14 protein-coding genes are annotated in these 13875 nt (G+C 57.4%); 12 read left to right on the forward strand and 2 right to left on the reverse strand.

All coding sequences use genetic code 11. The features are described from left to right. Positions 1-302 (forward strand): hypothetical protein (locus AABO57_12135; protein ID MEK6286482.1); only part of this gene is annotated, 302 nt, incomplete at its 5' end. Further along, positions 295-888, forward strand: coding sequence for a DUF1844 domain-containing protein (locus AABO57_12140; GenBank protein ID MEK6286483.1), 594 nt, complete (start codon positions 295-297; stop codon positions 886-888). The genes AABO57_12135 and AABO57_12140, both read left to right, overlap by 8 nt. A 25-nt stretch (positions 889-913) precedes the next feature. Here the strand turns inward: AABO57_12140 and eutB are convergent, their stop codons facing one another. Next, on the reverse strand, positions 914-3001 hold the full coding sequence (gene eutB, locus AABO57_12145; protein MEK6286484.1) for an ethanolamine ammonia-lyase subunit EutB: 2088 nt from the start codon (positions 2999-3001) through the stop codon (positions 914-916). Between the two features lie 78 nt (positions 3002-3079). Further along, entirely contained in the window at positions 3080-4579 is a 1500-nt protein-coding gene (locus AABO57_12150; GenBank protein MEK6286485.1) for an amino acid permease, read from the reverse strand. Positions 4580-4762: 183 nt separating this feature from the next. Here AABO57_12150 and AABO57_12155 point away from each other — a divergent pair, with 183 nt between their 5' ends. From AABO57_12155 to AABO57_12200, 10 genes are all read left to right on the forward strand, one after another. Continuing rightward, a complete protein-coding gene (locus AABO57_12155) occupies positions 4763-5323 on the forward strand; it encodes a Uma2 family endonuclease (protein ID MEK6286486.1) in 561 nt (186 codons plus the stop codon). Between the two features lie 165 nt (positions 5324-5488). Continuing rightward, positions 5489-6157, forward strand: coding sequence for a TetR/AcrR family transcriptional regulator (locus AABO57_12160; protein MEK6286487.1), 669 nt, complete (start codon positions 5489-5491; stop codon positions 6155-6157). 176 nt (positions 6158-6333) lie between these two features. Further along, positions 6334-7137, forward strand: a complete 804-nt coding sequence (locus AABO57_12165) for an enoyl-CoA hydratase/isomerase family protein (protein MEK6286488.1) — start codon at positions 6334-6336, stop codon at positions 7135-7137. Positions 7138-7247: 110 nt separating this feature from the next. Further along, positions 7248-8693, forward strand: coding sequence for an aldehyde dehydrogenase family protein (locus tag AABO57_12170; protein ID MEK6286489.1), 1446 nt, complete (start codon positions 7248-7250; stop codon positions 8691-8693). A gap of 69 nt (positions 8694-8762) precedes the next feature. Beyond that, on the forward strand, positions 8763-9335 hold the full coding sequence (locus AABO57_12175) for a Uma2 family endonuclease (protein MEK6286490.1): 573 nt from the start codon (positions 8763-8765) through the stop codon (positions 9333-9335). 40 nt (positions 9336-9375) lie between these two features. Next, positions 9376-9951, forward strand: a complete 576-nt coding sequence (locus tag AABO57_12180) for a Uma2 family endonuclease (GenBank protein ID MEK6286491.1) — start codon at positions 9376-9378, stop codon at positions 9949-9951. Between the two features lie 34 nt (positions 9952-9985). Beyond that, entirely contained in the window at positions 9986-11422 is a 1437-nt protein-coding gene (locus AABO57_12185; GenBank protein MEK6286492.1) for an aldehyde dehydrogenase family protein, read from the forward strand. Positions 11423-11470: 48 nt separating this feature from the next. Next, positions 11471-12253: an enoyl-CoA hydratase/isomerase family protein gene (locus tag AABO57_12190; GenBank protein ID MEK6286493.1), complete on the forward strand. Its 783-nt coding sequence runs from the start codon at positions 11471-11473 to the stop codon at positions 12251-12253. A gap of 19 nt (positions 12254-12272) precedes the next feature. Further along, a complete protein-coding gene (locus AABO57_12195; protein MEK6286494.1) occupies positions 12273-12920 on the forward strand; it encodes a GNAT family N-acetyltransferase in 648 nt (215 codons plus the stop codon). Positions 12921-13024: 104 nt separating this feature from the next. Next, positions 13025-13804, forward strand: a complete 780-nt coding sequence (locus AABO57_12200) for an enoyl-CoA hydratase-related protein (protein MEK6286495.1) — start codon at positions 13025-13027, stop codon at positions 13802-13804. The last annotated feature ends 71 nt before the right edge of the window (positions 13805-13875 follow it).

The following is a 13875-nucleotide window of genomic DNA, read 5'->3' on the forward strand; positions in this document are numbered from 1 at the left end:
GAGGATGGAAGATCGAGGATAGAAGATTGAGGATGGCTCGAGGATGGAAGATCGAGGATAGAAGATTGAGGATGGCTCGAGGATGGAAGATCGAAGATGGAAGATCGGAAGGAAGATGCCTCGATCCTCGATCCTCGATCTTCGATCCTCGATCTTCGATCCTCGATCTTCGATCCTCGATCCTCGATCCTCGATCCTCGATCCTCGATCTTCGGCTTCGCCCTTCGCTCTTCTCCGCCTCCGGTGTTAGCATAACTGCTCTCAATGATGAATCTCTTTCCTGGGTGAATCGATATGGCTGAACGAGAAGAAACTGGTTTCAAAGTTACCGACCGAAGAAAGTACAACACTGACGGGAGTCCGCGCGACTCGGCTGAACCAGAAGCGCCCGGCGTCGAGGAAGCCGAAGCGCCAGCTCCATTGCCTGAGCAGCCGGCCAGCAATGTCGTTTCGTTTCCCGGTGACGGGGCGAAGGGGCAACCTCAGGCGGGCGCTTCGCCTCAAGCCGCCGCCGCCGCGAGTGAAAGTAGCGCGACCAGCCCCGCTTCGACTAAGGCGCCGATTGCCGCGGGCCAGGCTGCCGCAGGCCAGGTAGAGCAGGCTTACAACCAGGCTCGCGGGCCCCAGTCTTCGAGGTTGCCCGAACCTTCCTTTTTCAGCCTGGCGAACATGCTTGCAGTCGAAGCCGCAGTGCACCTCGGTTTGATTCAGACCCCCGGCGAAGAAGCTCCCCCGCTGGATCTCGAGGCGGCGCGTCATCTGATCGATATGCTGGGCATGCTTGAAACCAAAACGCGCGGCAACCTAACGGAAGAAGAAGCCAATTTGCTTGAAAACGTTCTGGCCGATCTTCGGATGCAGTTCGTGGCGCTTTCGAAAGAAAGGTGAACGTCACCGTTTTTCGGCAGTGGCGCTATGTCAGCCCGACCCCCGAACAACGCTGCTCGAACATCCGATTCACCAATCGCGCGATCTCGTTTGCTGCTGCGTCAGGACGCTTCGCTTTACGATGAATACCACACACTGCGTTAGTCCACGAGTGGTCAACATCAGACCCCCATCTTGATTGGCCGGCCTTGTCCCGGCCGTAGGTCAAGTATGCCGACATCGTGTCGATCCCGGTGCCCGGCCGCTCACCGATGAAGTGAATGACCACCTCGATGTCGAGTAACAGTCCGACATGATAGCCTGCCCGCACGCGGCCGTTTTGGATGACAATGTCGATGTCGCCGACGCGATGTCCCGCTTGCACAAGGTGCCGGCGCACGACGGGAAGCACCAGGGGCAGGTTTTCATTGAGTGCGTTCGGATTGAGTCCGTCTGAGATCACCACCTGCACACGCGGGCGGCTTGATAGATAGAGCGCCCTGACGTGCGCGGCGTCCTCGTCGCGAATCGCCTCGCCGCAAGGCGGATGTGCGAGGTACTCGTCGCGGCCGGAAGCCTTGGTGCGAACGCGAAGAAAGTGCGGGCAGACTGCTCCGATGACGACGTCATCCAGCGTTGCGTACAGCGCTCGCCGGGCGTGTGAGTAGATCGCGTCGATTCGGGCGTTGACTTCAACCGGAGCCGTGAAATCCGCATTGCAGCCGTAACCGAGATCAAATCCGCGTTCGGCAAGAACAGCGATCCTCTTTGTTGCTTCCTCGCTCAACGTTGCAACCGCGCGAGTGTCGCCGCCAGCCTTCTGATAAGCCGCATAGAGCGACTGGGCGCCGTGTCCTGCGGCCTCGCCCGACTCCTTCATCACCCCGAGCGCAAGCAAGCGGCCCTTCATCGCAGAAGAAATCTGCTTGCTGCTTCGGTGGCGAATTGCAGGATGTTCCCTGAACGAAGTCGTGAGGTAGCCGAGCATCGGATCGGCATTCCCGGCTACCGCCATCAGGTAAGCTGGGGCCGCGCGTTCGACGATCGACTCGGCGAGCAGCCGAAGCTCGCGCGGTTCTATTCCCATATGAAACGTTGCACACACGTCGAGCCCCATCGTGATCCCGTGGAGCTTGGCCATCATCGTGTCCTCGAGACACGCGCGAAGAAGTTGATCGCCGGTGCGAAAAACTTCAGGCCCGATGAATCCGGCGACGTCGTTTACAATCATCCATGCGCCGGTGCGCTGCCGAAGATATCGAGCGACGCCGTATGCGCGAGCTTCGAGCGTGACCATGTCCACGCCTTCCGCTGCTTGATTGGTGACGGCCGAGCCCTGGCCTGTTTCGAAATAGAGGCCGTTGAATCCGCCCGCCAGATCGAGCAGCCCGTCCACGTCGAGCCCAACCATCCCCCTGATCGCTTTCGAGGTTCCAGCCAGGCTTTGAAAGCCTGCGTCGACACGAGTTCGCGCGCGTGCGCTGGTCTGTTTCACTATGTCTGACAGCACTGCGTAACGGGTGGGCAGTTCCAGACGCTCGACGACGCTGCAGAGTAGCTGCTCGAGACGGACGATTGTGTCAACGTCGTCGCTTGCGGGATTGAGACCGATGATCACGTCGCCGCAGCCGTAGGTCAGCCCTTCGAGAATCGAGAAGAGGATTTCCTCTTCGTTATCTCCCGGGCTGTTGGGCTGAATGCGAGAACCGAAATGCTGCTGTGAGCCAATCGCGATGCCGTCGCCAGGCAGCGGATTGAAAAGCGAACGCGACACCGATCCAAGCTCGTCGTTGGTCATCAGCTTCGCTGTGGCCGCAATCGCTTCGCTTGTGAGACCGTCGCGATATCGCCGCGCCCAGGATGCTGCATCAGCCGCGAGCAGGATTTGCTTCAGCTCACCGACCGTCAAGCGAGACAATTCGTTTGAACGTTGGGTGTCGATGGCCCGGCCGAGCGCCTCTGTGACTTGATCTTCAACCAGTGCCGTTTTGGCGATCTCGCCGAGGCGAATTGAAGCGAGCGCTTCGCGGGCTTCTTTGCGTACTTGCTCGTCGCGCGTCCCGCCGACCAGCAGATCGCCTTCTTTGAACTCGTTGGCGAGGGCGAATGTTTGCGTCAGCTCGTTGAGGTTCAAGTTGTTGCCTCGACTGAAGATCACCGCCGAGGCGCGAAGAACGCAGAGATCACGCAGAGAAGATGGCAAGTCTCTGCGTCATCTCTGCGGACCCTGCGCCTCTGCGGTGAGAGATGTTGCTGACCAGGCTGGTCCGGTGAACGTCCGTCGCGCTCTCACCACGTACCAAAACACGAGCAAGACCGTGACCGCCGCGATTGTCTTTCCAGCGCGACCGTTGTCGGGAACACTCAGAATCACACAGATGAATGCAACCCAGATGATCGCAACTACGTTGATCGCCGAGCTGTACCGTCCGAGATGCCACGGTCCTCGCTGCGCGTATTCGGCGCCGGCGTTCGATCGCCTGGCTCGCAAAGCTAGGAAGACCGGGATCGTATACGAGAAGTAGAGTCCGATCACGCTGATCGAGGTCACCACCGAATAGGCCCCGCCATAAACCGCCGCCGCGAATGCAACCGCGACGCACAGCCAGATTGCCGGCGCGGGGGTGAGGTGCTTTTTGCTTACCTGTTTCCAAAGCTTCGATGCCGGCATACCGTTGTCACGCGAGAAGGCGTAGATGACTCGTGAGCACCACGTCACCGCCGACAGTCCGCAAAACCACATCGCCATCGCCACCAACGCTGAGAACAGCGCGCCGGCTCTAGCACCGAGCGCACCGTCGAGAATCGTAATCACCGCGGGAACATCATTGCCACTCGCGTCCTTGGCGCTCAGCACCGCGGGAATGTCTTTGATAGCCAGGGTCAGTGCAATCAGCAAGAGGTATCCGACGAGGCTCGATACAACGACTGCCATTACCATTCCCCACGGCACCCTTCGGCGCGGATCGACGGTTTCTTCGGACACGCTCGCGGACGCGTCGTAGCCAGTGAACGTCCACTGCGCTTGCAGCAGCCCGACGATAAACGCCCACCAGTATGGCGAGCCTTGAGGGTTGTTAGTGACTGCGCTGAAGAAAAAACTCGCGGGCTGCTTAGGCGCGAAGATGAACAACGCGGCTACTATCGCGAACACGCCGATGATGTGAACGGTCACGCTAAAGTCGTTGAGCAACGCAACCAGTCGAATGCCGTAGTGGTTGATAAACGCGTGCGAAGTCAGGATTGCCGCATACACAAGCAACAGGTTCGTCGTCGTCGCGTTCAGGCCTAGAAGCGGCGTAAGAAACTGGGCGCAGCCGTAGTCGATCCCTGCGAGCACGGTTATGTTGCCGACGATGTTGAACCAGGCCGTGAACCAGCCCCATCCCTTGCCGCCAAGCTTCGAGGACCAGTGATACATCGCGCCGGCGGTCGGCAGCGCAGAAGCAAGTTCGGCCATGCTCATAGCGACCGTCAGCGTGAACAGCGTCACCAGCGGCCATCCGAAAGCCATCTCAGCCGGACCGCCCATGGTCAATCCGTGCCCGTACAACGTGACCGCCCCGGTGAGGATCGAGATGATCGAAAACGAAATAGCAAAGTTCGAGAAGCCGCCCATCGTGCGGAAGAGCTCCTGTGCGTAGCCGAGCTTTCCGAGTTCGTGTGCGTCTTGAACGGCGCTGTCAGTGTTGCGATCAGGGTGTTTGGTCATGCCGGATTTCGAGCGCCGGTATTCTACCACTCACTGCGCGATCGAAAAGGGCCGTCCAGCTTGTGGCCCAATGCTCTGTGTCGTTTCACTCGCTGTGAATAGTCCATCGCACAACCATTGTGGTATTATTTTGGCGCCGATGCGCTTTCGCAATCGGTCAAACAACACACAGCCTGGGTGATTATGTCGGTTCAATTTCAAAAGCACTACTTCACCGTTGATGAATACTATCGGATGGCGAAGGGTGGCGTCTTTTCCGAGGACGATCGGGTTGAGCTGATTGAAGGCGAGGTCGTAGAGATGAGCCCAATTGGCAGCACCCACCAGGGATGTGTAGACGCGTTGAGCACGATTCTAACCCGTAGGCTAGGGCGGGCGGCGATTGTGAGAGTTCAAGGACCGATTGGCATCGATGAGTACTCAGAGCCCCAACCAGATATCTGCCTGCTGAAGCCGCGCAGCGATTTCTATCGCCGTTCACACCCGGTGCCCGCCGATGTGTTGCTGGTCATCGAAGTGGCCGACACTTCGATACAGTTTGATCGCAACGTGAAACTGCCGTTGTACGCGCGAGTGGGCATTCCGGAGGCCTGGTTGATTGTATTGATGAAAGACTTCATCGAGGTTCACAGCGAACCCACGAACGGGAAATACCAAAAAGTCCAACGACTCAAGCGCGGCAAGAAGCTTATATCACCAACGATACCAAGCCTAACTCTCAACGTTGATAGCATCCTTGGCTAGGCGTTCGTCTCGCGTGTTCTCAGCAACCTAACCCCTCTCAGTTCTCCTACCCTCGAGAAATCGGAAACCGATCTCGGCCATCTAAAGCAGCTCGCCTTGACTGAGAGCCTTTCAGACTTCTATCATCGAACACTTGTTCGAGGCGTCATATTCGAGTCTTACACTATGCCCTCTGACCTGCAGTCAAAATACGACCAGAAACTAGTGCACGTGCTCAAGACCTCGGCGGCGGTGTTCGCGGACAAGGGCTACCACTCAACCAGCATGCGTGACATATCGCGTGCTACAAAGATGAGCCTGTCGGGGCTATACTACTACTTCAAAAGCAAAGAAGAACTGCTCTTTCTCATACAGGATTACTGCTTCAGCACGGTGATCGGCGATTGCCGAAGACTGCTCGAGGGCGTCGATGATCCAGTTCGGCGTTTGAAACTGCTCATCGAGAACCACCTGAATTACTTCGTTCAAAACATGAACGAAATGAAAGTACTCTCGCACGAAGCAGATTCGATCAGCGGTGACTTGTTCAAGAAGGTCAACGCGAAGAAGCGCCAGTATGTGAACCTTGTTATGAACTTGCTTGATGAGATAGCTCGTGAGAACCGGGTTGAAGGACTCGATGCAAGAGTCGCGACGTTCTCGCTATTCGGCATGATGAACTGGACTTATAACTGGTATAACGCGCGGAAGGACGTGGACGTGGCGGGGTTATCGAACAACATCACCCGGCTGTTTCTGAGCGGGTTCCTCGGAGACAAGGCGCTTGAAGCCGAGAGGCTAGAGACCGGGCGTGAGGCGCACCTGGCACGTTCGGTTTCAATTTGGCAGAAATGAATGCGGGACTAGCCACGAAGGCACAGGCGGGACTAACCACAAAAGCACAAAGACACAAAGGAAATGCTCTATATTGAGAACGAATTTAGCGAAACCTTTCTCGTTCCTGTCCGGCTTAGTGTCTTTGTGCCTTTGTGGTTAATTCTGTGTCGTGGTTAAGTTGATGGAGAGAATTCATGACTAGAGAAGCGATGGAAAACAAGCTGGTCAACTACAGCATTCAGAACGGCGTTGCGATCATCGAACTGCACGACCCGCCCGCGAACACCTATACCTACGAGATGATGCGCGATCTGGACGACGCGATCCTCGAAGCCAGGCTCGACGAGGACGTGCATGTGGTTGTGATTCGGGGGGCGGGTGACAAGTTTTTCTGCGCGGGCGCGAACATCAAGATGCTGTTGTCGGCAACGGCACAGTTCCGTTACTTCTTCAGCTTGCACGGCAACGAAACCCTGATGCGAATGGAGAACACCGCGAAGCTGATCATCGCCGCGATCAACGGCCATGCGGTCGGCGGCGGGCTCGAGATCGCGCTGGCTTGCGACGTGCGCATCGCGAAGAAGGGGCCGGGGATGCTCGGGTTGCCTGAGATTAATCTCGGTTTGTTGCCGGGAATGGGCGGGACGCAGAGGCTGCCGAGAATCATCGGAAAGGCGAAAGGCCTGGAGCTTCTTGCGACGGGACGCACGATCTCAGTCGAAGAAGCTCACGAGATTGGGCTGGTGAACCACGTGTTCGAAGAGGAAAACTTTTTTGAGAAGGTCCTCGAATACGCGCGGCAGTTTGTAGCACCGGCAAAGGCCAGCAAGGCTGTCGGACTGATCAAGCGCTCAGTCCAAACAGGGTTTGAGGTGCCGCAGGCTGAAGCGTTGGCGCTCGAACGCGAGCTGTTGCAACAACTGTTTGAGAGTGAGGATGCCCAGGAAGGGCTAGACGCCTACGCGAAGAAGCGGCAGGCGCAGTTTAAGGGGAAATAGTTATTAGTCCGAGTTCAGAGTTCAAGCTTTAGCTTGCGTTCCTTCAAAGGATCAGAACCGCAAGCTAAAGCTTGAACTCTGAACTCGGACCAAATCGGGAGGAATAATAGATGGCGAAGATGTTCATAGCAGGAGAATCGGTCGATGCGATCAGCGGCGCGACCTATCAAGTACACAATCCAGCCAACGGCGAAGCTGTAGACACCGCTCCGAAAGGCGCCGAAGAGGATGCGCGCCGAGCGATCGACGCAGCCGAGGCGGCTTTTGAAGAATGGTCGCACACGTCGGCAGAAGATCGCGGCAAGCTTCTCTTCAAGGCCGCGGAACTCGTAGTAGCCGAGCGCAAGAGCCTGGCGGAATTGCTGTGCCGGGAGCAGGGTAAGCCGTTTCAGGAAGCGAGCGGCGAGCTCGAGCACTTCGATCACGGCTTGCACTTCTACGCGGGACTCGCTTCGAAGGTGCGCGGCGCACACGTCCCGCTACCGGCTAAGAACGCTTATGGCATGGTGGTACACAAGCCGCTCGGCGTGTGCGGCGCGATCGTGCCATGGAATTTTCCGCTCACTTTGATGGGCACCAAGGTCGGGCCGGCGCTCGCGGCTGGGAATACTGTTGTCGTTAAGCCCGCTTCGACGACACCGCTTACGACGATTCGCATCATCGAGTTGATGAACCAGGCCGGCATTCCGAAAGGTGTGTTGAATGTCATCACCGGACCGGGCGGCGTTGTCGGCGAGGAGTTGCTGAAGAACCCAAAGGTGCGGCGCATCGCGTTCACCGGAGAATCTGCGACTGGCAAGCACGTTGCTGAGGTTGCTTGCGGAGACTTCAAACGGGTGACGCTCGAGCTCGGCGGATCAGATCCGATGATCGTCTGCGACGACGCCGATATTCAAAAGGCGATAACCGGCGCGATGGTTGGCCGCTTTTGGAATGCGGGTCAGGCGTGTCTTGCGGTGAAGAGGCTTTACATATTCGACAAGGTCTTCGATGAATTCGTCCAGGGACTGACGAGCAAGGTCGCGCGCTACGAAGTCGGCGACGGTATGACTAAAGCCGAGAAGCCGAAGATTCGAATGGGTCCGCTGCACACGGCGGCGCAGCGCGAAGAGATCGAATCACAGGTCAAAGACGCAATCGATCGCGGCGCGAAGGTGCTGCTCGGCGGCGCGCGACCTGAAGGCGCCCAGTACGAGAAAGGTCATTACTATCTGCCGACGATTCTTGTAGACGTTCCCGATGACGCGCGAGCTGTGCAGGAGGAAACATTTGGGCCGGTGCTGCCGATCTTCCGAGTGAGCAGCCTCGATGACGCGCTTCAACGCGCGAACGCGTCGATCTACGGGCTGGGTTCGTCGATCTGGACCAAGAACCTGGACAACATTGAAACGGCGATCGATAAGCTTCAAGCGGGGAACGTGTGGGTGAACTCGCTGCATTATGGCTACGATGAGCTGCCGTTTGGTGGTGTGAAGGCGAGCGGCTTCGGTCGTGAGCATGGACCTGAGGCGCTTGATTATTATCTGGAGCCTAAGGGTGTGGTTATTACGCGTTAACGTGAGATCAGTTTTTTCGTGGTTAGCGAGACGAGCCAAGCTTCACCTGGGGAAAGCGAGGTAGACAATATGAGTACAACGACACGTTGGACCTCTGCGGATCTCGAAAGGATGCCGGACGACGGCAATCGTTACGAGATAATCGACGGAGAATTGTATATGTCGACCCAGCCCCACTTCTATCACCAGTTCGTTTGCAGCAAGTTTGTTCATCAGCTCGAAACATGGAATGAAGAGGCGGGACTTGGCGAGGTAGCAATCGCGCCAGGCCTGATCTTCGCCGAGGATGACGATGTTGCGCCGGACATCGTCTGGATAAGCAATTCCAGATTGGCTGCAGCGCTTCGGTCGGATGGCCATCTCCACGATGCGCCCGAGCTTGTCATCGAGGTTCTGTCGCCGGGCAGCGTGAATGAGCGGCGAGATCGGGTGGCGAAGCTCAAGCTCTATTCTCGCCGCGGTGTCAGCGAGTACTGGATCGCGAGTTGGCAGACCCGCACCGTCGATGTCTATCGAAGAGAAGAGGCAGAGCTGAAATTAGTTGGAACTCTCGGTGAAGCTGACACGCTCCAGTCGCCCGTACTTCCCGGATTTTCCTGTCCGGTGTCGGTGCTATTCGCGCGAATCCCGATCGGGGAGTAGCCAACAGTTGTAGTCCTGCGGAAAGCGAGGTAGAGCGGATATGAGTACAACGACGACGCGATGGACCTCTGGAGCCTTGGAATCGATGCCGGACGACGGCACTCGATACGAGATCATCGATGGAGAGCTCTATATGTCAAAGCAACCGCATGCAAATCATCAAGATGTTTGCGGAGAGATCTTTGGTGAGTTGCGAGACTGGAACAAGACCATGGGTTTGGGAAGGACATACTTCGCCCCAGGTATTATCTTTGCCGAAGACGATGATGTTGCGCCCGATGTCGTCTGGGCTAGCAACGAAAGGCTCGCCATTGCGCTTGGCGCGGATGGTAAGTTCCACGACGCCCCCGAGCTGGTTGTGGAAGTCCTTTCTCCCGGCAGCGCGAACGAGCGTCGGGATCGTGAAGCGAAGCTGCAGCTCTACTCGCGCCGCGGTGTGAGCGAATACTGGATCGTAAGCTGGATGCTACGCTCTGTCGACGTGTATCGGCGGGACCAAGCGCAACTACACTTTGTCGCAACGTTATACGAAGCTGACAAACTTGAGTCGCCGTTGTTGCCGGGCTTCTCCTGCCAGGTTGCCCTGTTGTTCGAGCGGATATCCCGGAACGAATAAGCTTCAACCGGAACCCATCATTGGGAGAGATAGTATGGCTCAAATGTTAATCGGCGGCGAGTGGGTAGGCTCCCGTAGCGGAAACTCAATCGAAGTTCTCAATCCGGCGACCGGCGAGCTGGTCGATACCGCCCCGCGCGGAACGGTCGAGGACGCGCGCGAAGCAATCGACGCTGCCCATCAAGCGTTCGCCGTTTGGAGCGAGTGGACTCAAGCAAAGCGCGCCGATGTGCTGCGGCGGGCGGTTGGTCTGATTCAGCTTCACGAGAAGGAACTCGCGACGTTGCTGACGAAAGAACAGGGCAAGCCGCTGCGCGAAGCTACTCTTGAAATACGCCGCTACGCCCACACTATCGAATACTACGCCGGGCTCGGCAAGAACATCCGGGGCGGGTACATTCCGCAGATTGACGCCCACAAGTACGGCTTGATCATCAAGCGTCCTCTCGGTGTCGTCGGCGCTATTGTGCCCTGGAATTTTCCGGTGTCTTTGATGGGCAACAAGATCGGCCCGGCGTTGCTTGCGGGAAACACGATGGTGATCAAACCCGCCGAAACGACGCCTCTCACGGATCTCCGGGTAGTTGCTTTGTTCCTCGAAGCAGGCTTGCCCAAAGGGGCTCTCAACGTCGTCACCGGTCAAGGCTCTGTCGTCGGCGAAGAGATCGTCACCAATCCCCTGGTTCGCAAGATCGGCTTTACGGGCTCGACCGAAGTGGGCCGCCGGGTGATGGCTTCCGCGGCGCAAGGGATCAAGCGCGTTACCTTGGAGCTCGGCGGGTCGGATCCGATGATAGTGTGTGACGACGCTGATCTCGAGGAGGCGGTGAAGGCTGCGGCGACCGGGCGATTCTTCAACTGCGGTCAAGCGTGTCTTGCGATCAAGCGGCTCTACCTGTTCGACTCGATCGCCGACGACTTCACTGAAAAGCTTGCCGCGCGGGCCACGAAGCTCCGCGTGGGAAACGGAATGACTGAAGGCACTATGATCGGGCCGCTTCACTCAGCGAACCAACGCGACGAGGTTGAAGCTCAGGTGCAGGACGCGATTGATCGCGGGGCGAAGGTGCTGGCGGGAGGTGATCGCTTGCGAGGAGGCGAATACGATCGCGGATACTTCTACGCGCCGACGGTGCTCGCCGACGTGCCCGAAGATGCGCGCGTGGCGACTGAGGAAGTCTTCGGGCCGGCGCTTCCGATCTTTCGAGTGAAGAGTCTGGATGAAGCGATTGAGAAGGCCAACAACTCGATCTTTGGTTTGGGTTCCTCGATCTGGACCAACGATCTGAATCGAGCGACCCACGCCGCCGAACGCATCGATGCGGGCTATACGTGGATCAACTCGGCGCAGGTCATCTATGACGAGCTTCCATTTGGCGGCCTCAAACAGAGCGGCCTCGGCAAAGAGCACGGCATCGAGGCGCTCGACTACTACACCGAAACAAAATCAGTTGTCGTCGCGACGAAATAAACTTTGTGCTCTTTGCGAGTCTTTGCGGTCTTTGCGCGAAACGAGATCATGCCCTACAAGACAATCCTCTTCGAGCTTACCGGCCGCATCGCAACAATAACCTTCAATCGTCCCGACCGCCTCAACGCCATCAACGAAGAGATGCGCGAAGACTTCTCGCGCTTGTTCACCGAGCTTCAAACAAACGAAGACATTGGCGTCGTGATCTTCACCGGCGCGGGCCGCGCTTTCTCAGCAGGCGGTGACATCGAGTACTTCGAGCGCGACTGGCCTACGCGGAAGTTTCGAGCCGAGAACCACCGCCTCACTCAGTTCTTCGATGAGCTCGAGGTGATCGAGAAGCCCGTGCTTGCGGCGATCAACGGACCGTGCACGGGCGCGGGCTTGCAGATAACGCTGTCGTGCGATATTCGCATCGCCTCCGACCAGGCGAAATTCGGGTTTCGCGAAAACAACATCGGATTGATCCCCGGCGCCGGCGGATGTTCAAGGCTGGTGAAGCTGATCGGCTACGGCAAAGCGAAGGAGCTGATCTTCACCGGAGAGATGATACCGGCCGAAGAGGCCGAGCGAATCGGATTGGTCAATCGAGTGGTCCCGCACGAAGCGTTGTTGACTCACACTCGCGCTCTGGCCGAGCATTTGTTGACGCGAGCGCCCGAGGCGCTCGGGCTTGCTAAGCGAGTCCTGTGGCACTCGGTCAATAGCGACTTTCAGACCGGGCGCACGCTCGAGGCTCTCGCTCAGAGCATCCTTGTAAAGAGCAAAGACCATCGCGAGGGCATCCGCGCCTTTCGCGAAAAACGTAAGCCCGAGTTCACGGGCGAATAGCACCTTAGTGGCCGCGCGTATGCCCGAGATTGAGACGGCGAGACTGCTTCTTCGGATGTTCACAGCGGACGATCTGGATGATCTTTCGCGTATCTACGCTGATTCGGACGTGATGAAGTACCTGTCTGGTCACCCACTGACAAGAGACGAGAGTGCGAGCTGGCTCGCCTATTTCCTCGCCGGATGGGAGCAGTACGGCTTCGGTTGGTGGGCAATCACCCTGAAGGAGAGCGGGGAATTGATAGGTCACTGCGGTCTGCAGTTCATCCACGTGACGCCGGACGTGGAAGTCACCTACGGCCTCGCCAGGGCGTACTGGCGGAAGGGCTGGGCTTCGGAAGCTGCGCGAGCGTGCCTTCGATACGGGTTCGAGCAGTTGAAGCTTGATCGCATCTACGCCCTCGCGGACCCCGGAAACATTGGCTCGCATCGCGTGATGGAGCGAGTCGGAATGACGTACGACAAGACCGAGTATTACAAGGACAATCTTTACGAGGGTGACCTGATCTACTATGCAATCTCTCGGGGCCAGTATCGACCTGACGTAGCGCAATACAGCTTGCGACCGTTACCCGGAGATGAGGTTCGCATTAGCTTCGGCAAAGCGTTCGAGGAGCGTCAGCGGGAATGGAGCACGAGAGATCGGCCCAGTAATCTTCAGAATTGATGGGATTAACCGCAGAGGACGCGTTTAGGCGCGCAGAGGAATCCGAAGTTTCCCAGCGTTCCTCTGCGCCCGCCGCGGTTAGACTAAAGACCAGAGAGGAAAACATGGCACTAGAAAACGTACTGATCGAAAGGCGTGGGCGAATCGCGATCGTAACCGTGAACCGCCCGGACAAACTTAACGCTTTGAACATCGCGACGCGCAAGGAGATCCTTGCTGCGTTCGAGCAACTGAAAGGCGACGACGAAGTTCGGGTCGTCGTCATCACCGGCGCTGGCGAGAAGTCTTTCATCGCCGGCGCGGACATAAACGAATTTGCAGGCATGACCGCGCTTCAACAGCGGGCAGTAATGAAAGGCGGAAGAGCTTTTGACTCGGTCGAGGATTTTCCCAAGCCGGTCATTGCGATGATAAACGGTTTCGCGCTGGGTGGCGGCTGCGAGCTTGCGATGTCGTGCGACATTCGCATTGCGTCAACCAAAGCGAAGCTCGGCCAGCCGGAGATCAAGCTCGGGATAATTCCGGGTGGCGGCGGGACTCAACGGATGACTCGGTTGATTGGGGAAGGGAAGGCGATGGAGCTCATCCTAACCGGCGATATGATCTCGGCCGAAGAGGCCAAGCAGCTAGGGCTGGTCAATCACGTCTTCGCTCCCGAAGAGCTTGAAGCAAAGACGATGGAGCTTGCGAACAAGATCGCGGAGTTGAGCCCGGTTGCGCTGGCGATGGCCAAGGCATCGGTCAAAAACGCCGTGCGAATGAATCTCCGCGAAGGGCTTGATTCAGAGATCGACCTTTTCGCGTTGTGCTTTTCGAGCGAGGACAAGGAAGAAGGCGTGCGTGCGTTCATTGAGAAACGCAAGCCAGAGTTCACAGGCAAGTGAGGTATGGAAAAGGAGCCATTGATGAGGTTCTTACATCGCTCAGTTATGACACTGGTTCTAACTGGAGTCTT

Source organism: Acidobacteriota bacterium, assembly GCA_038040445.1.
In the GTDB taxonomy this organism is placed as follows: Bacteria; Acidobacteriota; Blastocatellia; order UBA7656; family UBA7656; genus Onstottus_A; species Onstottus_A frigus.

Excerpts from the sequence above, each read along its gene's own strand:
- AABO57_12195 (MEK6286494.1), top strand. The coding sequence starts at position 12,273 with ATGCCCGAGATTGAGACGGCGAGACTGCTTCTTCGGATGTTCACAGCG.
- AABO57_12140 (MEK6286483.1), top strand. The coding sequence starts at position 295 with ATGGCTGAACGAGAAGAAACTGGTTTCAAAGTTACCGACCGAAGAAAG.
- AABO57_12150 (MEK6286485.1), bottom strand. The coding sequence starts at position 4,579 with ATGACCAAACACCCTGATCGCAACACTGACAGCGCCGTTCAAGACGCA.
- AABO57_12185 (MEK6286492.1), top strand. The coding sequence starts at position 9,986 with ATGGCTCAAATGTTAATCGGCGGCGAGTGGGTAGGCTCCCGTAGCGGA.
- AABO57_12175 (MEK6286490.1), top strand. The coding sequence starts at position 8,763 with ATGAGTACAACGACACGTTGGACCTCTGCGGATCTCGAAAGGATGCCG.
- AABO57_12190 (MEK6286493.1), top strand. The coding sequence starts at position 11,471 with ATGCCCTACAAGACAATCCTCTTCGAGCTTACCGGCCGCATCGCAACA.
- AABO57_12160 (MEK6286487.1), top strand. The coding sequence starts at position 5,489 with ATGCCCTCTGACCTGCAGTCAAAATACGACCAGAAACTAGTGCACGTG.
- AABO57_12165 (MEK6286488.1), top strand. The coding sequence starts at position 6,334 with ATGACTAGAGAAGCGATGGAAAACAAGCTGGTCAACTACAGCATTCAG.
- AABO57_12170 (MEK6286489.1), top strand. The coding sequence starts at position 7,248 with ATGGCGAAGATGTTCATAGCAGGAGAATCGGTCGATGCGATCAGCGGC.
- AABO57_12155 (MEK6286486.1), top strand. The coding sequence starts at position 4,763 with ATGTCGGTTCAATTTCAAAAGCACTACTTCACCGTTGATGAATACTAT.
- AABO57_12180 (MEK6286491.1), top strand. The coding sequence starts at position 9,376 with ATGAGTACAACGACGACGCGATGGACCTCTGGAGCCTTGGAATCGATG.
- AABO57_12200 (MEK6286495.1), top strand. The coding sequence starts at position 13,025 with ATGGCACTAGAAAACGTACTGATCGAAAGGCGTGGGCGAATCGCGATC.